This window comes from Nitratidesulfovibrio liaohensis, assembly GCF_011682075.1.
In the GTDB taxonomy this organism is placed as follows: Bacteria; Desulfobacterota; Desulfovibrionia; order Desulfovibrionales; family Desulfovibrionaceae; genus Cupidesulfovibrio; species Cupidesulfovibrio liaohensis.
Genome location: NZ_VSMK01000264.1, coordinates 1 through 19869, shown reverse-complemented (window position 1 = coordinate 19869; position 19869 = coordinate 1). Strand labels below are relative to the sequence as shown.

The 19869-nt window shown below is 67.4% G+C and carries 16 protein-coding genes, 1 tRNA gene and 1 pseudogene; 8 read left to right on the top strand and 10 right to left on the bottom strand.

Going from position 1 to position 19869, the window contains the following annotated elements:
• From FVW27_RS09965 to FVW27_RS09950, 4 genes and pseudogenes are all read right to left on the bottom strand, one after another.
• Positions 1–200: pseudogene (locus tag FVW27_RS09965) on the bottom strand (hypothetical protein); the annotation flags it as partial.
• A gap of 4 nt (positions 201–204) precedes the next feature.
• Positions 205–753 (bottom strand): hypothetical protein, encoded by a 549-nt coding sequence (locus FVW27_RS09960; RefSeq protein ID WP_167124776.1) that lies wholly within the window; start codon positions 751–753, stop codon positions 205–207.
• A gap of 11 nt (positions 754–764) precedes the next feature.
• Positions 765–2687 (bottom strand): hypothetical protein, encoded by a 1923-nt coding sequence (locus FVW27_RS09955; protein ID WP_167124774.1) that lies wholly within the window; start codon positions 2685–2687, stop codon positions 765–767.
• 861 nt (positions 2688–3548) lie between these two features.
• Positions 3549–3635, bottom strand: a tRNA-Leu gene (locus FVW27_RS09950).
• Positions 3636–3866: 231 nt separating this feature from the next.
• Here FVW27_RS09950 and FVW27_RS09945 point away from each other — a divergent pair.
• Positions 3867–4805, top strand: a complete 939-nt coding sequence (locus FVW27_RS09945) for an Hpt domain-containing protein (RefSeq protein ID WP_167124780.1) — start codon at positions 3867–3869, stop codon at positions 4803–4805.
• Between the two features lie 249 nt (positions 4806–5054).
• Here the strand turns inward: FVW27_RS09945 and FVW27_RS09940 are convergent, their stop codons facing one another.
• The 3 genes from FVW27_RS09940 to FVW27_RS09930 form a co-directional block, all read right to left on the bottom strand.
• Positions 5055–5705: a response regulator gene (locus FVW27_RS09940; RefSeq protein WP_167124773.1), complete on the bottom strand. Its 651-nt coding sequence runs from the start codon at positions 5703–5705 to the stop codon at positions 5055–5057.
• A 342-nt stretch (positions 5706–6047) separates the two neighbouring features.
• The gene (locus FVW27_RS09935) at positions 6048–7139 is read right to left on the bottom strand and encodes an ABC transporter ATP-binding protein (protein ID WP_167124771.1); all 1092 of its coding nucleotides are present in this window, start codon (positions 7137–7139) and stop codon (positions 6048–6050) included.
• A 76-nt stretch (positions 7140–7215) separates the two neighbouring features.
• Positions 7216–8454, bottom strand: a complete 1239-nt coding sequence (locus FVW27_RS09930; RefSeq protein WP_208294730.1) for a M20 family metallopeptidase — start codon at positions 8452–8454, stop codon at positions 7216–7218.
• 431 nt (positions 8455–8885) lie between these two features.
• Here FVW27_RS09930 and FVW27_RS09925 point away from each other — a divergent pair, with 431 nt between their 5' ends.
• The 5 genes from FVW27_RS09925 (at position 8886) to FVW27_RS09905 (ending at position 14299) form a co-directional block, all read left to right on the top strand.
• On the top strand, positions 8886–9134 hold the full coding sequence (locus FVW27_RS09925; protein WP_167124769.1) for a FeoA family protein: 249 nt from the start codon (positions 8886–8888) through the stop codon (positions 9132–9134).
• Between the two features lie 157 nt (positions 9135–9291).
• Positions 9292–9507 carry a hypothetical protein gene (locus FVW27_RS09920; RefSeq protein ID WP_167124767.1) on the top strand — a complete coding sequence of 72 codons (216 nt, stop codon included), beginning with the start codon at positions 9292–9294 and terminating at the stop codon, positions 9505–9507.
• Positions 9508–9629: 122 nt separating this feature from the next.
• Positions 9630–9887, top strand: coding sequence for a FeoA family protein (locus tag FVW27_RS09915; protein WP_167124765.1), 258 nt, complete (start codon positions 9630–9632; stop codon positions 9885–9887).
• Between the two features lie 2 nt (positions 9888–9889).
• The gene (gene feoB / locus FVW27_RS09910) at positions 9890–12208 is read left to right on the top strand and encodes a ferrous iron transport protein B (RefSeq protein WP_167124763.1); all 2319 of its coding nucleotides are present in this window, start codon (positions 9890–9892) and stop codon (positions 12206–12208) included.
• Positions 12209–12643: 435 nt separating this feature from the next.
• Positions 12644–14299: a diguanylate cyclase gene (locus tag FVW27_RS09905; protein WP_167124761.1), complete on the top strand. Its 1656-nt coding sequence runs from the start codon at positions 12644–12646 to the stop codon at positions 14297–14299.
• Positions 14300–14463: 164 nt separating this feature from the next.
• Here FVW27_RS09905 and FVW27_RS09900 read toward each other — a convergent pair whose 3' ends face one another.
• Both FVW27_RS09900 and FVW27_RS09895 read right to left on the bottom strand, forming a co-directional pair.
• Positions 14464–14886 (bottom strand): FKBP-type peptidyl-prolyl cis-trans isomerase, encoded by a 423-nt coding sequence (locus tag FVW27_RS09900; RefSeq protein WP_012612157.1) that lies wholly within the window; start codon positions 14884–14886, stop codon positions 14464–14466.
• Between the two features lie 317 nt (positions 14887–15203).
• Positions 15204–16406, bottom strand: coding sequence for a M20 metallopeptidase family protein (locus FVW27_RS09895; protein ID WP_167124759.1), 1203 nt, complete (start codon positions 16404–16406; stop codon positions 15204–15206).
• A gap of 461 nt (positions 16407–16867) precedes the next feature.
• Here FVW27_RS09895 and FVW27_RS09890 point away from each other — a divergent pair, with 461 nt between their 5' ends.
• Positions 16868–17629, top strand: coding sequence for a TrmB family transcriptional regulator (locus FVW27_RS09890; protein WP_167124757.1), 762 nt, complete (start codon positions 16868–16870; stop codon positions 17627–17629).
• A 61-nt stretch (positions 17630–17690) separates the two neighbouring features.
• Entirely contained in the window at positions 17691–18956 is a 1266-nt protein-coding gene (lysA, locus tag FVW27_RS09885; protein WP_167124755.1) for a diaminopimelate decarboxylase, read from the top strand.
• Positions 18957–18968: 12 nt separating this feature from the next.
• Here lysA and bioD read toward each other — a convergent pair whose 3' ends face one another.
• Complete coding sequence (gene bioD / locus FVW27_RS09880) at positions 18969–19706, bottom strand: dethiobiotin synthase (RefSeq protein ID WP_167124753.1); 738 nt, start codon at positions 19704–19706, stop codon at positions 18969–18971.
• Between the last annotated feature and the right edge of the window lie 163 nt (positions 19707–19869).

Sequence of the window (19869 nt, the reverse complement as noted above, 5' to 3'; positions counted from 1 at the left end):
GCTGCCGACGGGGCAGAGGTGGTGGGCGTGGCAGGTGCGGCACCGCCGTTTGCCGGTGCCGACAGGCTGGACGAAAGGGCGCCGGGGGCGCTGGCCGCCGGTTCGGGCCGCGAAGTGCCCGACGGCAGCAGCAGGATGACCACCGCCGCGATGGCCGCGACCCCCGCCATGCCGATCATAATCTGTTCCCTGCGGGTCATGCCGTCACCCACCGATGCGCGTCGTGTTGCCGTTCACTTTTATCCAGATGGACACCTTGTAGCCCGGCCACTGGGTGCCTGCCGTCACTTCCATGGATTCCACCCGGTCCAGCCAGGGCTGCGCCGTGACCTGCATCAGAAAGGCGCGGAACGATTCCAGCGGGCCGTCCATGACCCCGTCCAGCCGCACCATGTCGCTGCCGCCCAGCACGGATTCCGCCAGCGGAACAAAGCGCACCCCCTTGAGCGAGGCGCGGTTGCCCATGTCCTGCAAGGTGCCGATGGCCTCCGTCAGGGCGGGCGGGTTGGGCGCGGCCAGTGCGTTGCGCCGGGCCAGGGTGGTGTCGAAGCGGGCGGCGTCGGCCTTCATTTCGGCGATGACCGGGGCGAAGGACTGCTGCATGTGCAGCAGGGCGCGGATCTGCGCCGTTTCTTCGCGCACTCGGGCGGTCTCGCGCATGGTGGGCACGATGAGCAGCAACGCCATGGCCACGATGACCGCGGCGGACAGCCCGGGGACGAGGAAGGGCGAGGTGTTCTTGGATGCTTGCATGACTGTGCCCGTCACACCAGTTTGAGGGTGGCTACGAACTGCAGGGATTCGTTGGCGGTGTCCGTTTCGGGGGTCTTTTTCTCCACCGTCACCGAAAGCACCATGGGCGATCGTTCCAGCCGGTACAGAAAGTCGGCCAACATGGCCTCTCGCTGGAGCATGTCGCCGGAAACCACCCCGGTGACCACGGCCATGGCCTTGGCGTCGGCGGCGGCGTCGGCCTTGGCCTGCTGCTGTGCCTGCCTGCCCTTGGCGTCCTTTGCGCCGGGGAGCTGGCCGGGGTCCAACTGCGTCAGGCGCAGGCCGGAAAGCCGCATCCCCGAAGGCGTGACGGCGGCCAGTTCCGACAGCACGGCCACGGCCACCTGGCGGCGGCTCATGGACTGGACGGCCAGACGCAGGGCCTTGCCCTTGGCCGAGTCGGCCAGCAGCCTGGCCTTGTCGGTGATTTCGCCGTAAGCGGTCAGTTGCTGGCGCAGCGCGTCGCGTTCGCCCCGGGCCGAAAGCAGAGCCGCACCCTGAATGCTGGCAAAGACGGCGGTGCACAGCACCACCAGCATGCTGCCCACGGCCACGGCAAGGCGGACGCGTTCACGCTGGCGGGCCTGCTTGCGCTCGCGAAAGGTGTTGACGCAGTTCTGGGTGCGTTCATCGTTGGACAGCGAAAGGCCGACTGCCCAATGGGACTCGGCGCAGTCCGACGGCAGTCTGGCCAGATCCAGTTCGGCCCCGGGCGTGGCCGGGCCGCGCTGGCTGTTCAGCGCCGTGCACGGAATGCCCACCTGCCGCCCGAACTCGTCCACCAGCGGTTGCAGGCAGCCGCCCGGGGTGGAAAGGAACATGCGCGAAACGGCGGGGTAGCCGAGGGTGTTGGCGAAGTGGTCCATGGTGCGTTCGAACTGGCGCACCAGGCGTTCCACGGCGGGGGCGATGCTGGCGCCGATGTCGGTCACCGGACGAGCCACGGGGGCAGCCGGATCATCAGTCGGCGCGGCGGCCATCGGCACGGGCTGTCCCGTATTGCCCTGACTGGGCGGGGTGGGCAGGATGCAGGTGTTGTCGCGCAGCATCAGGGCGCGGGCTTCGGCGTCGGAAAGGGGGGCGGCGGTACCGGCTGTGGATTCCACCAGGGCTCGGGCCAGACTGGCGAAGCCGGTCTTGACCATGCGGCTCAGCACCACCTGCGACGAAGAATAGATGTCGATGCGGGTCGATTCCTCGTCGATGTGCAGAACCGCGAACTGTTCCGTGGCCGGGTTCAGCCAGCCGGTGGTGAACAGATTGTGCGAGGCGATGACCCGCGTGGCCGCACCGGCAAGGGCGAAGCCCGCGCGTTGCACGATGTTGCGCACCTCGCCCAGGGAGGCGCGCATGACCAGCGTGGCGGTGACGGGGAGCTTGGGTACGCCCTTTTCGATGATCTCGTCGCCGATGGTGCAGTCGAACACCGATTGCCGTTCGTCGAACTCGCGTTCCTTGCGGGCCGTCCAGAAGGCCACGTCGTCGCGTTCCTTGGCCGAAACCTTGGGAATGCGGAAGTGCCAGTGTTCGGCGTGTTCGTCGGGCAGGGCGGCCCATACCTCCAGGTCGGGGGCGGGGCCGCAGAAGTCCAGGATCTGCTGGCGCAGGAAGGAGGAAAAGGCGTCGTCGCCTGGCCGGATGCCGGCGGGAATGCGGATGGCGTGCACTCCCTGCAGTACCGGCAGGCCCGTGCGGCCATGGCGGCTTTCCGCCAGGTACAGGCTGCGGCCACGCCATTCCACGCCAAGCACGCGGCGCTCCTTCAGCGGGCGCAGCAGCGCGATGTTCCACTTGCCGGGGCCCGATTGCATCGGTTGGACGGGCTCGCGCAGGGGATCGGGGCGCGCGGCATCGCCCTTGCGGATGAGTTCGAGCAGTCGCCCGGTGGAGGACGCATTGGCGTGCAGACCCATGGAACCACCATCCCGATTACGGTTTCGCGGGGGGCGCAGGGCCACCCGTTGTTGTCGTGCCATATCGCAGGGCCAGGGCGTGCCGCACGGATGCCTGCCGCCATGGCGGTGGAGGCGTTCCGCGAGATGATGCCCGGCCGTCCGACATGACCCGCCAATACCGATAATGGTAGCGATGGGTTATGACGGTGGGGTGTCCGTCCGGTTCTGCTCGTGTGGATGTGTGGAATGCGCCGGGTTGAAAGGCCCCCCCTGCGGCCCGGCGAATCCCCCCCCTCTAGGCGGCTCTGGTCTTGCAGCAACAATTTGTCGCCGCGCATGCGTGTTATAACTTTTCTAGAAAAAATACCACTCACCATCACCCGGCCCACTGCAGAGCCCGGTCGGCTTGCCGCACGGCATTCCGGGTTGCGTTGCATGAGGGAAAGGTAACGGTATCGCCACCATATCTTGTGGAAGAGAAAGGCGATCACCCAATGCCGAAATTGTGGATGATGTTCTGGGTATTTTTTGGGGCTGGCGGCATGAGCGGGCTTGCCCCATGGCAAGCCCGCCATGGGTGTTTGGGGAAATGCTGCCGTACGACGGACGGCACAACCCGGAACTTCCCGTCCTGCCACACGTTATCGCGTGGATGTGCGGCATCGGTCAGGCGGTTGGGCGGGCCGGGCCGCTGATAAATGTCGCGCGCGTTCGTCTCCTGGGGGCGAAACGTTCGGCCCGTCGCAGAGTTTCGGGCCGCTGTGGCGGTCTGCCCGCAGCCGGGGTGATCGCACGGGGCTGTTCCGCGGGGGGAGGGGAGCCGGGGAGGGGGTTTAAACGCAGAAAGGTCCCGGCGAATGCCGGGACCTTTACCGTCGATGGTGCCGAAGGGGAGAGTCGAACTCCCACGGGGGAACCCCCACTAGACCCTGAACCTAGCGTGTCTACCAATTCCACCACTTCGGCGCAGGAGGGTCTTCTAGCCAAACGCCGTTCGGTTGGCAAGCGTTTTTTTCAAAAAACCTTGCGAATCCTGATCGCATGCCCCTTCCCCGCCCCGAATCCTGTTGGCGGACGCGGAAAAATACTTGCGTGTCGGTCCGGGGCTAAGGCAAAGGCCCATGCTTGCCGATAGCACCGGAGCAGACATCGGGCGGTGACGCAGCGTCGTTCCGCCACCGGGGGAGAGGAGACACGATGCCCAAGTCCAGGATGGACGGCACCACGCCGTCCTCGATTCGACGGGAACAACCGGATCTGGCGCATGCCGAGGCGACCACGCCGGGAGCGGACACGGGGTATCCCCTCGTGTTGATATGCGACATGCGCCCATCCGTGCGCGAGGCCTTGGCGGCGCAGGTGGTCATGCTGCTGCCGGGGGCGCGTGTGCACGCCGGAAGCCCGCAGAACGCGCCAGGTGCGCCTGTACTGTCTGGCGCGTTCGCCCCGGATCCCTCTGGCATGCCCGTACCGGCCCCGCGCCTTGTGGTGCGGCTTGTCGGGGTGGACGCCGCCGTGCCTTCCGGCTGGGAGAATGCCCAAGTGGTGGAGGTGCGCCCCCGCGACGTGGATGAAGAGGACGTTCCGGCGGCTGTCCAGCCCCACGGCACCGAAACTTCCGGCCCCGCCCACGCATCCGGATATGTGGACCTTGCCGACGTGGCGTTGGCGCTGGCCCGGTGCGGCCAGTTGCACCGGGTGGACGAGCCCGGCATGCCCCCCGGACAGCGGCTTTCCGGGGCGGCCCTGATTGCGGCCATGCCGGAAATGCTGCGCCCGCTGCTGCCCGGCGTGTGGCGCACGGCAGAGGCGCTCACCGGCCAGGCTGGCGATGCACTGCTTGCGGGAGACATGGCGCTGCTGGCCCGCGTGGCGCACACCGTGCGCGGCATGGCCGCCAACTACGCCATGCCGGAATGGGCCGCCTGTGCGGCGGCGCTGGAATGCTCCGCCCGGTACGCCGACAGGGACACAGCCTCCGACGCCCTTGCGTGGCTGCGGGCCGCCCTGTCTGCCTTATCCGTCCTGTTGGGACAATTTGGCCAACCAAACCAACCAAACCAACCAAACCAACCAAGCCAGCCAAACCAGCCGGGCCAATCCGGCCAATCCGGCCAGTCAGACCAGTCGAGCTAGCCAGCCAGTCTGTCAGTCGGGCCAGTCTGTCAGCCGCGACTGTCCACTGGGGGCACGCAGAACGACCCGCACTCTCTGTCCCCCCTGACGGGCACGCAGGACTCGCGTGTCGGGGCCAGCCGTCCCGCAACATCCTTTCTGCCGTGAAACGCATCGACGGGCCGGACTCGCAGTGGAGTCCGCCCCGTCGTTTTGCAGCTGTTCAGCGCTTGTCTGTCAGTCAGTATAGTGCGGCGGAGCGCCCTCCGGCTACGGCGTGACGGTCAACCCGTGTTCGATGGCGAAGCTGACCAACTCCGCCGTGCTGGCGGCACCCAGCTTGCGCTTCAGGTTGGCCTTGTGCTTTTCCACGGTCTTGTGGCTGATGCACAGCTTGTCGGCGATCATCTTGTTGCCATGGCCTTCGGCCACCAGCTTCAGTACCTGCTTTTCGCGGTCGCTCAAAAGATCCAGCAACGACCCGCTTTCGCGGCGACCGTGGCGCAGAAAGTCTTCGATGAGCAGTTCGGATATTTCGGGGCTGATGTACCGGCGCCCGGAAAGCACCGTTTCCATGGCCTGCACCAGGATGTCGCTGGAAACGTTCTTCAGCACGTAGCCGTCGGCACCCGCGCTGAGGGTGCGGTAGATCAGGCTGTCCTTCTTGTGGGCGGTCAGTGCCAGCACCTTGGTGCGCTCGCAGCGCCGCTTGATTTCGCGGATGGCTTCCGTGCCGTCCATGAGCGGCAGCGTCAGGTCCATGAGCACTATATCCGGCATGTGCTTTTCAACGATTTTAAGGGCCTGGATGCCGTCCGGGGCTTCTCCCACGATGGTGAACGCGGGATATGCCCCGAGCAGGGCCTTCAGCCCCTCACGGACGATATCGAGGTCTTCGACGAGCACAACGGTTTTCGACATGTCGGCAGCCTTTGACTATGATGTGGCTGGTCTGAAAATAACACGGTACGTTATATGTGCCCCCGGTGGAATTGTAAACCTGCTTTCGCCGCAGTAGGGTTATTCCCCATTATAACGTAGGGTGGTGTGTGCGGGGGGTGTGCATGGCAGTGCCACCGTAACGCGGGCGGTGATTATGCGGCACGCCTGTACGCTTCTGTACTGGCGCATGCTGTACTGGCGCATGCTGCGCGGGCCGTCTGCATGGCGTGTTTCGGGGCGATGCGGAGGCGCGGGCGGCCCACTGCGGGGCGCTTCGTGCAGGCATGGCGGGGCGATGCCCGGCAGATCGGCAGCTGTCCGTCATTCCGTGGGGGCATGCAGCCAGCAGCGCACGCCGTGCGCCTGCGACGCATCGTCAGCGACAGCAGGGACGGCGAGGCCAGCAGGGACAGCCAGCGGCGGCATACCCAACAGGGGCGGTTCCTGTTCCGCGCAGCGGGCAAAGGCGTGCGGGCAGCGGTCGCGGAAGGTGCAGCCGGATGGTAGCGCCCACAGCGGCGGCACCGTGCCCGGAATGGCCGAAAGCCGTTCGGCGCGCGGGCCGGAAACCGCCTGCGGCACCGAACGCATCAGCCCCTGGGCGTACGGGTGCAGCGGACGCGCGAAAAAGTCGCCCACCGGTGCATGCTCCATGATCCGCCCGGCGTACATCACGGCCACTTGGTCGGCGGTTTCCGCCACTACCCCCAGATCGTGGGTGATCAGCAGCACCGATGCCCCCCTGCGGGCCGCAAGGTCGCGCATCAGGCGCAGTATCTGGCGCTGGATGGTCACGTCCAGCGCGGTGGTGGGTTCGTCGGCGATGAGCAGGCGCGGGTCGCAGGCCAGCGCCATGGCGATCATCACCCGCTGGCGCATGCCGCCGCTCATCTGGTGCGGAAAGTCGCGGGCGCGCAGTTCCGGCGAGGGAATGCCCACCTGTCGCAGCAGGTCCACGGCGCGCGCTGCGGCATCGGACCGGGAAAGTCCCAGATGCAGCCGCAGCCCCTCGGCGATCTGCTCGCCCACCCGGAACACCGGGTTCAGCGAGGTCATGGGTTCCTGAAAGATCATCGAGATGCTGCGCCCGCGCACCCCGCGCATGTCCTGTTCGGGCAGGGTCAGCAACTCCCGCCCTTCCAGTCGCACCGAGCCGGAAGCGATGCGCCCCGGCTCGGGCACCAGGCGGAGCAGGGCCAGCGCGGTCATGCTCTTGCCGCAGCCCGATTCACCCACCAGGCACAGGGTGCCCCCCGGCGCTATGGAAAAGGATATCCCCGCCACGGCGCGCAAGGGGGCGGACGGGGTGCCGTCCGCGTCGGGCCGCCCGGGAAATTCCACGCTCAGGTCCCGCACTTCCAGCAGGTGTGCCGCGTCGGTCGCCATCCGGGCTGTTCTGTTGTCGTCGGTCATGTCTGGCCTGTAGCTGTTTCCGGGTAATGGTGCCAGTGCCGCAAAGGGCCGTCCGTGCAGATAAGTACGGGCAAGGCTATGCGTTGCCAGCCTCGCGCGCCAGGGCCAGCAGGGCCTGGTACACCGGCACCAGGCTGGGGACCAGCAGGTGCTCGTGGTCGGTGTGCTGGCTGGTTTCGCCTTCCGCGCCCCAGACCACCCCGGCCATGGAAAGATCGGTCAGGAACCGGGCATCGCTGGCCCCGTGGGCGCAGCCGGTGGCCGCGCCGGGGGCGTGGCGCAACAGCCTGCCCAGCCACGGGGTGTCGCCGGTGACGAACAGCGGCTCCATGCGTGTGACGTCCAGTTGCCCTTGCACGGCGGCGCGCATGTCGGCCACCAGTTGGTGCGGATCGTCGTGCTCCGTGTAGCGCACGTCCAACTGCGCCACGGCTTCGCCGGGCACCTGGTTCACCGCCGTGCCCGCGTGCAGCAGCCCAAGGTTCAGGGTGCGGTGCCAGTGGGCTTCCGCTTGCGGGGACGCGACCGAGGAGGGCTGTGCGTCCGGCGTCGCCAGACCCGCCAACTGCGGATAGAGGCCGGGAAAGAGCGGCTTCAGCGCCTCGTAGTCGCGCACCAGCGCATCCACGGCGTTTTCGCCCAGCCAGGGCCGGGCGCCGTGGGCGCTTTTGCCCCGCGCGGTGAGCACAAGGTCGATGACACCCTTTTCCTTGATGATGACCGAGCCCGGTGATCCGCCGTCCAGGGCCACGCAGAAGTCGGCGCGGACGTGCGGCAGCACGCGGAAGGCGCCATTGCGCCCACCGGTTTCCTCGTCGCCGGTGATCACCAGCACCAGGGGCAGGGCGTCCGGGCCAAGGCCCCGTGCCGCAAGGTCGCGCAGGCAGCGGCGGCACAGCACCAGGGCTACGGCCACGGCGTACTTGTCGTCGATGCTGCCGCGCCCGTGCAGCACCCCTGCCGCAGCGTCCAGGCGCGGGGTGAACATGGCGTCCGCGCCGTCCACCACGTCGAAGTGCACCAGCAGGGCCAGCGGCGCGGCGTGGGTGGGGTTGCCCGCCAGCAGCGAGGGCACGCCCTCGTGCTCCATGCGGGTGCAGGGAATGCCGTTGTCGGTCAGCCAGGCGGCGATGACCTCCGCGCAGCGGACCAGTTCCTCCGGGCGCGACGCCGTGGAGCGGATGGCCATGAGCCGGGCGGTCAGCGCCACCATGTCGGCGATGTCCGATGCGGTGACTTCGTCCAGGCCGGAGGGCAGGCAGGCGCGGGCCTGTTCCGCGAAACGGGCGAAGGTGTCTGCTGGCCCGTTGGACAAAGATTCCCCTTGTGTGGCTGGCGCCTGTGGCGCGACGGCATCGGGATAGGTGGAATGCGGCATTGCGGCGAAGACTCCTGCGAAAACTGTGATTGATGCGTCCGACGCCTCGTCCGTTGCCCGCACGGGAGGTTGACCGGGGTGCAGCGACGGACGGAAAGGCTACCGCAGCGGGCTGGGCGCGTCCAGTTCTTGCCCGTGCCCTGATCATGTTCTGGTGATGTTGTGTCCATGCCGGGGCATGTCGTGAGTGGGCGCTTGCCGGGCCTGGAGTGGTGGTTTTTGTCGAGAAGGAACTTGACAATCATTTTCAGGAGGTGCACAGATAGGGCGTCGGGCGTGATTCCCGGCCCCGCACCTGTTGCCCGCGCCCCGCGCGGCAACGGCGGTGCGGGCAGACGGCCAGTGCTGGCCGGACCAAGGAGACGCGTATGTCTTGTTGCAAGTTGAGTGATGTTCCCGCCGGATGCCGGGTTCGGGTGCGTCGTCTCTGCGACAGGCAGGGCGAGCGGGGAAGGCTGTGCGCGCTGGGCATAACGCCCGGTACGGAACTGGAAGTCTGCTCGCAAGGGGGCGCATGCTGCGTCCGGGTGCGCGATGCCTCGCTGGTGCTGGGCGACACTCTGGCCTGCGACGTATACTGCGAACCGGTGCACTCCGGGCAGCAGTTGCGCGACTGACGGCTAGATCAATATTTAAGTGTGATACACGGTATTTCAGGCCGAATCGAGTGATCGCTTCGGATGCAGGCCGGACGGAAGCGCCCCGGCGGAACACGCGCATGGCGCGTGCCACCGCCGACGGCAGCCGATCACGGCCATCGACAAGGAGAAACATATGAGTTGGGACACCCTTGTGGTTGTCGCCATTGTGCTGGCGGCGGCAGGGTATGTCGCGCGGCGGTACCTGTTCCGCAAGTCGGGCGGGTGCGGCTGCGGTTGCGACTGCTCTGGCAGTTCCGGAACTTCCCGCGCGTCTGGTGGTTCGGGCTGCTGCGGCGGCGGAGGGCACATTGCCTCCAGGCCGGGAACATCCTGCGGCTGCGGCAAGTAGCACTGCGGCACGTTGGTGATGGCCGGCCCGAGGGCCGTGCCTTTTTTTAACGTCGCGCAATGAGAAAGATTTTCAATTTCGCGGAGCACCCAGCCCGCGTACAGCGAGGAGGACACACGAAGATGGGCAAAACCATTCCCCTGCGGCAACTGGCCGTGGGCCAGCGGGCGCGCATCGCCAAGGTTGACGCGCATGGCGAACTTGGGCGGCGCATCCGTGACATGGGGCTGATTCCCGGTGCGGAAGTGGAGGTCGTGGGGCGGGCGCCCCTGATGGATCCGGTGGCCCTGCGCCTGAAGGGGTTCACCCTCTCGTTGCGCAACAACGAGGCCGACTTCATCGCCGTCGATATCGACGCCAAGCCCCGTCCGCAGGAGTAGCCATGTCCGCCAACGTCATCGTCGCCCTTGCGGGCAACCCCAACTCCGGCAAGACCACCGCGTTCAACGAGTACACCGGCTCGCGCCAGCATGTGGGCAACTATCCCGGCATCACGGTGGAAAAGAAGGAAGGCATCGCCCGCGTGGACGGGCGTGAAGTGCGCGTGGTGGACCTGCCCGGCACCTATTCGCTTACCGCCTACACCCAGGAAGAAGTGGTGGCCCGCCGCGTGCTGGTGGAAGACCGCCCCGACGTGGTCATCGACGTCATCAACGCGGGCGCGCTGGAGCGCAACCTGTACCTGGCCGTGCAGCTGATGGAACTGGGCATTCCCGTGGCCCTCGGCCTGAACATGATCGACGAGGCCCGCAAGCAGGGCCTGCGCATCGACGCCGCGCGCCTGTCGCAACTGCTGGACCTGCCCGTGGTGGAAACCGTGGCCCGCACCGGGGAAGGCCTGAAGGACCTGATGTCCGCCGCCGTCTCCCACGGCGACGCCAGACGCGGCACCCCCTGGAAGCCGCTGGAAATCTCCTACGGTCCCGACCTCGACCCGGTGCTGGCCCGCATGGTCGAGCGCATCGAGGCCGCCCGGTTCCTTACCGACAAGTACCCGGCCCGCTGGGTGGCCCTGAAGTACCTGGAAAGCGACGAGGACATCCGCGCCCTGGGCCGCGCCGCCGGACCGCTGGCGGCAGAGCTGGAAGCCATGGCCGCAGAGGTGGCCCGCCATCTGGAAGCCACTCTGAACAGCTACCCTGAAGCCGTCATCGCCGACTACCGCTACGGTTACATCTCCGGCGTGCTGCGCCAGGGCGTCATGACCCGTCACGACGAGCTTTCGCAGCGCCTTGCCGCCTCCGACCGCATGGACCGCGTGCTCACGCACCGTCTGCTCGGCCCGGTGATCATGCTGGCCGTGCTGTACGGCATCTACGAAATCACCTTTGCCATCGGCGAATACCCCATGGGCTGGGTGGAAGCCTTTTTCGGCTGGATGAACGCGACGGCATCCGCCGCGCTGCCCGACGGGCTGCTGAAATCGCTGGTGGTCTCGGGCATCATCGACGGCGTGGGCGGGGTCATGGGCTTCGTTCCGCTGATCATGCTGATGTTCATGATGATCGCCTTCCTTGAAGACTCCGGCTACATGGCCCGCGTGGCCTACATGCTGGACCGGGTGTTCCGTCTGTTCGGCCTGCACGGCTGCTCGGTGATGCCCTACATCGTGTCCGGCGGCATCGCGGGCGGTTGCGCCGTGCCCGGCGTCATGGCCGCGCGCACCCTGCGCAGCCCGCGTGAACGCCTGGCCACCATCCTTACCGCGCCGTTCATGACCTGCGGTGCCAAGCTGCCGGTGTTCATCCTGTTCGTGGGCGTGTTCTTTGCCCAGCAGGAAGCCCAGGCCATGTTCGCCCTTACCCTGCTGGGCTGGGGCATGGCGCTCATCGTGGCGCGCATCCTGCGTTCCACGGTGATCAAGGGCGAATCCACGCCCTTCGTCATGGAACTGCCCCCCTACCGCCTGCCCACCCTGCGCGGCATTCTCATCCATACCTGGGAGCGCACCTGGCAGTACATCAAGAAGGCCGGTACCGTCATTCTGGCCATCTCCATCCTGCTGTGGGCGGCCATGACCTTCCCGCAGCTGCCGGAAGATCGCACCGCCGCGTTCGAGGCGCAGCGCGCCGCCATCACCGCCCAGAAGGAAGCGGCGGAAGCCGGCGGTGAAAAGGCCGCCGAAGCGGAAACCGCCGATGCCGACAAGAGCGCTTCCGGAGCAGCCGTGGCCGAAGCGCCTGCGGGTGCCGACCAAGCCGGCGAGCCCAGTGAAGCCGCCGCCGAAGGCGAAAAGAGCGATCCGTTCGAAGAGCAGCTTGCCGCCATCGACGCCGAGGAAGCCGCTGCAGGCCTGGAATACTCCATCGCGGGCCGCGTGGGCATCGCGCTTGAGTCGGTGACCGGCGCGGCCGGGTTCGACTGGCGCACCAACATCGCCCTGGTGGGCGGCTTTGCGGCCAAGGAAGTCATCGTCTCCACTTTGGGTACGGCCTACTCGCTGGGCGAAGTGGACGCCGAAGACGCCGGGTCGCTGGCCGAACGCATCAAGGCCGACCCGCACTGGACCCCCGCCGCTGCCGCCGCGCTGATGGTCTTCGTGCTGCTGTATGCCCCCTGCTTTGTCACCGTGGTGGCCATCAAGCAGGAATCGGGTTCGTGGCGCTGGGCCATCTTCAGCACGGTGTTCAGCACCATCCTGGCCTTCGGCCTGGCCGTGGCCGTGTACCAGATCGGCACCGCCATGCTGGCGGGGGGCTAAGCCCGCAGGGCAGAGCCCGCGCGACATCAGCGCAACATCAGCGCGACATCAGCGCGACATCAGCGCGACATCAGCGAAACATGCGCAACCACTACGGGGCGTCCTTCGGGGCGCCCCGTTCGCGTTTGCGGGGGGCGCTCCCCATGGTCGGCGGGATCCTTCCGGCGTCTTCGCGGCACCCCACGCGTGCCTTGTTGCCGTTTTCCATTTGCTTGCGCATGGGTTTCGTGCCGTTTACATTGGTCCTTGCCGCAGTCATGCACGGCATGCCGGGGGGCATGCAGCACATGCCGGTCACGCCGGTCACGCCGGTCACGCCGGTCATGCCGGTCATGCCGGTCATGCCTGACGGGGCATGGAAGGCGTGGCGGGGTAGGCGGTGCGGGGGCGGGGTCGCGGAGACAGGCCGAAAAGCCATTTGGGGGGACTGACGCCATGCGGCTTGGCCGTACCATAAAAGCGCAGCTTCGGTTCTATTCGCTGTTGCTTATCCTGTTGCCGCTGGCCCTGTCGCTGGCGGCGTTCTACGGCGTGTTGCGCACCGAAGGGCTGCGCAAGGCCCAGGGCGAGATGCAGGCGGAGTTGCGCCACCACCGCTTCGACGTGGAACGCTGGCTGGGCTACCGCCTGGCCGACGTGGTGCACGTGTCGCGCACCGACGCGGTGCGCACCGTGGACATGTCCGCCATGAAGCGGGACTTTCATGCCTTTCTCGACGCCCACGGCGACTTCCGTTCCCTGGTCTACGTGGATGCCGCCGGGCGCACCGTGGTGGACATGGACGCGCCTGCCGGGGTGGACCTTTCCGACCGCGAATACTTCCTGCGGGCGCGGCAGGGGCAGCCGTTCATCTCGCGCGTGCTGACGGGGCGCACCTCGGGCAAGGCCATCGTGATTTTTTCATCTCCGGTGCTGAATCCGCAGGGCGACTTCGCGGGGCTGGTCTTCGGCGTGGTGCGCATCAACGCGCTGCTCGAAATGGTCAGCAGCCTGCGACGCACCCCGGTGGATCCGTCCTTTCTGGTGGACGCCGCCTCCGGCGTGCCCTTGCTGGCCCCGGAAAATACTCCGTCCATCCCGTTACCCTCGCTTGATGCGCCCATCGACGGCCCGACCGTCTACCGCAACCGGGATGGTGACGAGGTGCTGGGCGTGGGGCTTCCGCTCAAGAACGGCGAATGGCTGCTGGTGCAGGAACGCGCCGTGGCCGACATACTGGGCGACATGCACCGGCAACTGCTGCTCCTGCTGGCGGTGTCGGGCCTGACCATTGCCGCGCTTACCCCCTTTCTGCTGCGCCTCGCGCAGCGGGTAACCGGCCCCATCGAGCGCATTTCGGCCATGTCCGAACGGATCATGGCCGGGGAATACGGCAGTGTCTGTCCCGGCCTTGATGCGGCGGGCATGCCACCGGAACTGGAGCGGTTGTACCGCAACTTCTGCCGCATGGCCGAGCGCATCGGCACCCACGTGGGCGAACTGGAACGCCTGACAGGCACCGACGAACTGACCGGACTGGCCAACCGCCGCCTGCTGGCCGACGCGGGCGCGCGCATCGTCAGCATCTGCCGCCGGGCCGGGCAGCCGTGCGCCTGCCTGATGCTGGACCTGGATCACTTCAAGCACATCAACGACGTACACGGACATGCCACTGGCGACGAGGTACTGCGCAGGCTGGCCGCCGCCATTGCGAGTGCCGTGCGATCATCCGACTTCGCGGTGCGCATGGGCGGCGAGGAATTCGCCATCATCGCGCCCAATACCGACGCCCCCCACGCCATGGCACTGGCCGAGCGCCTGCGCCGCACCGTGGAACGCATCGACCTGCGCCAGGCGGGCATCTCCGTGCCCGTGGCCATCAGTGTGGGGGTAGCGGGCATGACCGTCACGCCGCGCTATGGCGCCGGGCCACTGGAAGATCTGCTGGCCAGGGCCGACCATGCGCTGTACCGGGCCAAGCAGGCGGGCCGCAACCGGGTGATGCTGTGGGATGATACCGACCACGGCGTGGTGGCGGAACAGGAAGCCCCCGACGGCGAGGGGCAGCCGGAAGGGGCTCCCCGTCTGCGAGGGCCGTTGAGTGGTTCCTGAAGCGGATGATCTGACAGCATGCAGACGCGGAAACGGCGCCTCCCTGACGGGGGGCGCCGTTGGCGGTGTATCGAGTATCGGCTGTCGGTGGTCGCTATGTCCGGTGGTGCCGGTGGTGCCGACGGTGCCCGGACAGCGCCGGACGAAACCGCCGGAAAGGCGTCCTAGCAGATTTCGACCAGCTCGATGTCAAAGGTCAGGTCTTCGCCAGCCAGGGGGTGGTTGGCGTCGAGGGTGACGTGCTCTTCGGTGACGTCGGTGACGGTGACGTCAAGCTCGCCGTCGTCGGTCATGAGTTGCAGCATCAGGCCCACTTCGGGTTCGATGTGCGGGGGCACCTGGTCGCGGGGCACGGTGATGATCATTTCTTCCACGTGCTCGCCGTAGGCTTCGTCGGCGGGAATGGTAATCTTCACCGACTGGCCCTTGCCAAGGCCCAGTACGGCCTTTTCGAAGCCGGGGATGAGCATGCCTTCACCCAGGGTGAATTCCAGGGGTTCGCGGTCGCGCGAGGAATCGAATTCGGTGCCGTCGTCCAGCGTCCCGGTGTAGTGAACGCGGACGGTATCGCCGTTCTTGAGTGCCATTTGGGGCTCCTTGGGGGAGAATCTGTGGTGGGTATCCGCCAGTCGGAATGAATGAGGCGGCAACAGCCGCGGCGACCGGGCAGACCCGTTGACCATCGCCCGCCCCGTAGGGAATGTCAAAGATTATTCCTGGCGCGGGGATGGGCCGCGCGGTGTGTGCCGGGCGGCGGGTATTGTCTGGAATTGACCGGGGGCTGGCCGGGGATTCGCGTGGGCTGGCGGGGCACGGAGCAGCCTGTCGTCGACGACGCCCCGGTCACCGGTTACGCCCCGGTCACCGGTTACGCCCTGACCGCCGGATACTCCCTGATCACCGGTTACGTATCGGCCTGCGGCGTATCCCACCGGGCGCACAGCTGCACGGCGGCCCGGCAGAGCACCTCGGCGCCCACGGGCAGGCACGATTCGTCCGGGGCAAAGCACGGGTTGTGCACCGGGGCCACGCCCGGCCCGCCGCAGCCCACGAAAAAGAAGCACCCGGGCACCCGCTGCAGGAACATGGAAAAGTCCTCGCCGCCCATGGTGGGCAACGGTTCCATCACCCTGTCCGCGCCCACGGCGTCCAGTGCGGCCCGTCGCACATGCGCCGCTGCGCGCGGGTCGTTGATCACCGCCGGGTGGCACCAATGGAAATCCAGCCGATGTGTGGCCCCCATGGCCGCACACACCCCGCCCGCCACCTGGTTGATGCGCTGCTCCCACAGGTTGCGCACCTCGGGCGCGAAGGCGCGCACCGTGCCCGTCATGCGCGCCTCGCCGGGAATGACGTTGTACGCCATGCCCGCGTGCAGTTCGCCGATGGTCAGGATGACCGGCTCCAGCGGGCTGGTCATGCGGCTGACCACCCGTTGCAGCGCGCCCACCACCTGGGTGGCGGTTTCCAGCGCGTCCACGCACAGGTGCGGGTTGGCGGCGTGGCCGCCCTTGCCCAGCACGGTCAGTTCGAAGCGGTCCATGGCGGCCATGAGCGGGCCGGGCTTCACGCCCACGAAACCGGCGGGAATCTCCGGCCAGACGTGCGCGCCGAGGCACACGTCCACCCTGGGGTCGTCCAGCACGCCCGCCTCGATCATGGGCGCGGCGCCGCCGGGGCCTTCCTCTGCCGGCTGGAACAGGAACAGGATGCGCCCGCGCAGGGCACCGGGATTTTCCGCCGCCAGCCCGGCAAGCACCCGCGCCGTGCCCAGCAGCATGGCCATGTGCATGTCGTGCCCGCAAGCGTGCATGCAGCCGGGGTGTTCGGATGCGTAGGGGAGTCCCGTGGCCTCGGTGATGGGCAGGGCGTCCATGTCGGCCCGCAGCATCACCGTGGGGCCGGGCCGCCCGGAATCGAGCAGGGCGGTAACCCCGGTGCCCGCGATGCCGGTGCGTACCGGCAGGCCCAGCGTGGTCAGCTCTTCGGCCACCAGGGCGGCGGTGCGCATTTCGTTGAAGCCGGTTTCGGGGATGCGGTGCAGGCGGCGGCGCAGGTCGACAATATGCGGTGCGGCCACGCGGACGCGGTCGGAAAGGGATTCCATGGAGTCTCCTGCCACGTCCCCGCATGTCCTTGGCGGGGCGCGGCGGTGTATGGGCAACGGCCGAGAACACGGTGGGCCGGGGGCACGGAGGACACGGCGCGGGCGCGTTGCCCCCGCTGGCCTTCTGACACCGGATTTCGTGCTTCTGACATTGACAAGCCGCAGGTGCGGCGCTAGTAGTACCAATCAGTACCACGCATGAGTCTTTCCCGCCGCGCATGGGACCCGATGGCGCCGTGGCCAGCAACTGGTCAGGGCGTGCGGAGCGGGGCGGAGAGACCCTGGCGGATGCCGGGACGGCACCCCGGCCAGTGTAGCGCAAGGCGGCGCTGTCGTCAGCCCCGCTCCCTGCCGCCCGTCCGTCCGCCGCCCGACCGCCGGTCCGGTAATCCGGCCATCCGGTCATCCGGCCCTCATGCACCGGTACCCCGCCATCCCGGCGGGCTTTTGGAAGGAAGCACATGGAACTCATTCAGGCTTTGCGCAAGTTCGGTTTCACCCAGCAGGAATCGTTGATGTATCTCACCCTGCTGCGGCACGCGGGCCAGAATCCCATGACCGGGTACGAGGCGGCCAAGGCCGCCGGAATTTCGCGCTCCAATGCCTATGCGGCGCTGTCGAGCCTGGTGGAGAAGGGCGGGGCCGTGGTGGCCAGCGGCGATACCAGCCGCTACATGGCCGTCCCGCGAGAGGAACTGCTGCTGAACCTGCGGCGAGACGCCGAAGGCACGCTGGCCTTCCTTGAAGCCAACCTGCCGGACACCGAGCCGGACGAGACGCCCTATCTGACCGTGGCGGGCCTGCGCAACACCGAGGACAAGATCCGCAACATGCTGCACCTGGCGCGGCTGCGGGTGTACGCATCCATGCACGCGGACAACGTGGCGCTGTTCCGGCGCGAGTTCGACGACTGCGTGGCGCGGGGGCTGAAGGTGGTGCTGCTGTCCAATGCCGAACCGGGCATTGCCGGGGCCACCTTTCTGAAGAACCATGCGGGCACCGGCCACGTGAAGCTCATCGCCGATACCAGCGAGGTCATAGCGGGACTGCTGGAGCCGGGCGTGAGCGGGCGCTGTCTGTATTCGCGCAACGAGCACCTGGTGTACCTGATGCGCGAGGCCATACTTCACGAAATGGAACTGATCCGCATCCGCGCCGCCATGCCGGGCTCCGTGCCAGGCTCCATGTCTGACGCCGGACCGGACCCCGTTTCGGACAATTGACGACAACCGGATACACGCCGGGCGCAATGCGGCCCGCGCCGGAAACACGACGGAGACCCTCATGCCCAACGTTCGTTCCACGTACACCGATGCGGTCGGCTTCTTTGGCCGGACCACGCCCGAAGAACTGGTGGCCGCCTTCGGCAGCCCCCTGTACGTCTACAGCGAGGCCCTGCTGCGCAAGCGCTGCCGCGACATGAAGGCCCTGTCGTCGCACCCCGGCTTTTTCGTGAACTATTCGGCCAAGGCCAACACCAACCTTTCCCTGCTGCGTATCGTGCGCGAGGAAGGGCTGGTGGTGGACGCCATGTCGCCCGGCGAAATCCACGTCAACAAGGCCGCCGGGTTCACCCCGGACCAGATCCTGTACGTGTGCAACAACGTGTCCGAGGCGGAACTGGCCAACGCCGTGTCGCACGGGCTTCTGGTGAGCGTGGATTCGCTGTCGCAGCTCGATACCCTGGGCAGGGTGAACAGGGGCGGCAAGGTGATGGTGCGCTTCAACCCCGGCATCGGCGCGGGGCACCACCAGAAGGTGGTCACGGCGGGCAAGGCCACCAAGTTCGGCGTGGATCCCTCCGATGCCTCGCTGGCCGAGCTGCGGGCCATCCTGGCTAGGCACGAGATGACCCTGACGGGCATCAACCAGCACATCGGTTCGCTGTTCCTGGAGCCGGAAGGGTACGTGGCGGCGGCGGACTTCCTGCTGTCCGTGGCGGAAAAGTTCGACACCGTGGAGGTCATCGACTTCGGCGGCGGCTTCGGCATTCCCTACCGCAAGTACGAGGACCAGCCCCGGCTGGATCTGGCCGCCACGGCGGAACGCCTGCACGCGCTCATTTCCGGATGGTCGGAACGCACCGGCTACAAGGGCCGCTTCTACATCGAGCCGGGTCGCTACGTGGTGGCCGAATGCGGCCTGCTGCTGGGCACCGTGCACGCCACCAAGAACAATGGCCCCACCCGCTACGTGGGCACCGACCTTGGCTTCAACGTGCTGGCCCGCCCGGTGATGTACGACGCGCACCACGACATCGAGGTGTACCGCACGGGCGGCAGCCCCGATGCGGCCCTGCACCCCCAGACCGTGGTGGGCAACATCTGCGAGAGCGGGGACATCATGGCCAGGGAACGCCTTCTGCCTGCCGTGCAGGAGGGCGACATTCTGGGCGTGCTGGACGCCGGGGCCTACGGCTATGCCATGAGTTCCACGTACAACCAGCGCCTGCGCCCCGCCGAGGTGCTCATTGGCCTTGATGGGGAACCCCGGTTGATTCGTCGTCGGGAGGAGCTGGCCGATTTGATGGCGCTGTTCCCCGACGCCTAACCTCTTCGGGGGTTAGCCGGGCACAACCACCCCGTCCAGTACGTCGAGCATGCGCCGCAAGGGCGCGAAGGCGGCGTCGGGCGGATGCAGCAGATTTTCGATGGGCGGCACCACGCCGCTCACCGGAAAACCGGACAGCATGGCTACCGCCTCCATGTTGTCCCGCACAAGGTCCGGGGATGCGGAACGTTCCTTGGTGTGAACGAAAACGATCCCTGCCGGTTCCATCCCTCTCCGGACCAGCGCCTCTACCGAGAGGAGCGTGTGGTTCACGGTGCCCAGTCCCGCCCGCGCCACCAGCACGGGACGGGCGTCGGCGGCCCGGATGCAGTCTATGCACAGGGCCTCCGGCGTGAACGGCACCATCAGGCCGCCCGCTCCTTCAAGGACCAGAGAGGCGTGTTCACTGCGCAGACATGCCAGACTGCGCACCAGGTCTTCCGTCTCCACGCCGCGCATTTCGTCCCGCGCGGCGTGGAGCGGAGCCTTAGGCGCCGCAAAGCACCACCCCACCGCTTCCGCCGGGTCGCGCCCGGCCAGTTCCGGAACGTGCCGGTACACGAAGGCCGCGTCGCTGTCCGTGTCGTACGGGTCTCTGCACCCGGTCTGCATGGGCTTGGCGTAGAAGGGCCGCTCCCCCCGCGCAAACAGCTCGCGCAGCAGCAGCATCGAAACCACCGTCTTGCCCACGCCCGTGTCCGTGCCCACCACGAACAGGGCGCGGGAGGGGGGCTGGTTCATTGCGTTCATGCTTGATCTCCGGGCGCATCGCCCCTCTTCTCTTCCTCTTCTCTCCAGGCGCGGGCCAGCAGGTCCACGCAGCGGGCCACGTCGTCCACCCGGTGCAGGGCGGTAAGGCCAAGGCGCAGCGTTGCCGCGCCGCGCGGCACGGTGGGATGGCGCGCGGCCAGCG

Excerpts from the sequence above, each read along its gene's own strand:
- FVW27_RS09895 (WP_167124759.1), bottom strand. The coding sequence starts at position 16,406 with ATGGAATCCCTTTCCGACCGCGTCCGCGTGGCCGCACCGCATATTGTC.
- FVW27_RS09940 (WP_167124773.1), bottom strand. The coding sequence starts at position 5,705 with ATGTCGAAAACCGTTGTGCTCGTCGAAGACCTCGATATCGTCCGTGAG.
- FVW27_RS09905 (WP_167124761.1), top strand. The coding sequence starts at position 12,644 with ATGCGGCTTGGCCGTACCATAAAAGCGCAGCTTCGGTTCTATTCGCTG.
- FVW27_RS09955 (WP_167124774.1), bottom strand. The coding sequence starts at position 2,687 with ATGGGTCTGCACGCCAATGCGTCCTCCACCGGGCGACTGCTCGAACTC.
- FVW27_RS09920 (WP_167124767.1), top strand. The coding sequence starts at position 9,292 with ATGAGTTGGGACACCCTTGTGGTTGTCGCCATTGTGCTGGCGGCGGCA.
- lysA (WP_167124755.1), top strand. The coding sequence starts at position 17,691 with ATGCCCAACGTTCGTTCCACGTACACCGATGCGGTCGGCTTCTTTGGC.
- FVW27_RS09945 (WP_167124780.1), top strand. The coding sequence starts at position 3,867 with ATGCCCAAGTCCAGGATGGACGGCACCACGCCGTCCTCGATTCGACGG.
- FVW27_RS09915 (WP_167124765.1), top strand. The coding sequence starts at position 9,630 with ATGGGCAAAACCATTCCCCTGCGGCAACTGGCCGTGGGCCAGCGGGCG.
- FVW27_RS09925 (WP_167124769.1), top strand. The coding sequence starts at position 8,886 with ATGTCTTGTTGCAAGTTGAGTGATGTTCCCGCCGGATGCCGGGTTCGG.
- FVW27_RS09890 (WP_167124757.1), top strand. The coding sequence starts at position 16,868 with ATGGAACTCATTCAGGCTTTGCGCAAGTTCGGTTTCACCCAGCAGGAA.
- FVW27_RS09960 (WP_167124776.1), bottom strand. The coding sequence starts at position 753 with ATGCAAGCATCCAAGAACACCTCGCCCTTCCTCGTCCCCGGGCTGTCC.
- FVW27_RS09900 (WP_012612157.1), bottom strand. The coding sequence starts at position 14,886 with ATGGCACTCAAGAACGGCGATACCGTCCGCGTTCACTACACCGGGACG.
- FVW27_RS09935 (WP_167124771.1), bottom strand. The coding sequence starts at position 7,139 with ATGACCGACGACAACAGAACAGCCCGGATGGCGACCGACGCGGCACAC.
- bioD (WP_167124753.1), bottom strand. The coding sequence starts at position 19,706 with ATGAACGCAATGAACCAGCCCCCCTCCCGCGCCCTGTTCGTGGTGGGC.
- feoB (WP_167124763.1), top strand. The coding sequence starts at position 9,890 with ATGTCCGCCAACGTCATCGTCGCCCTTGCGGGCAACCCCAACTCCGGC.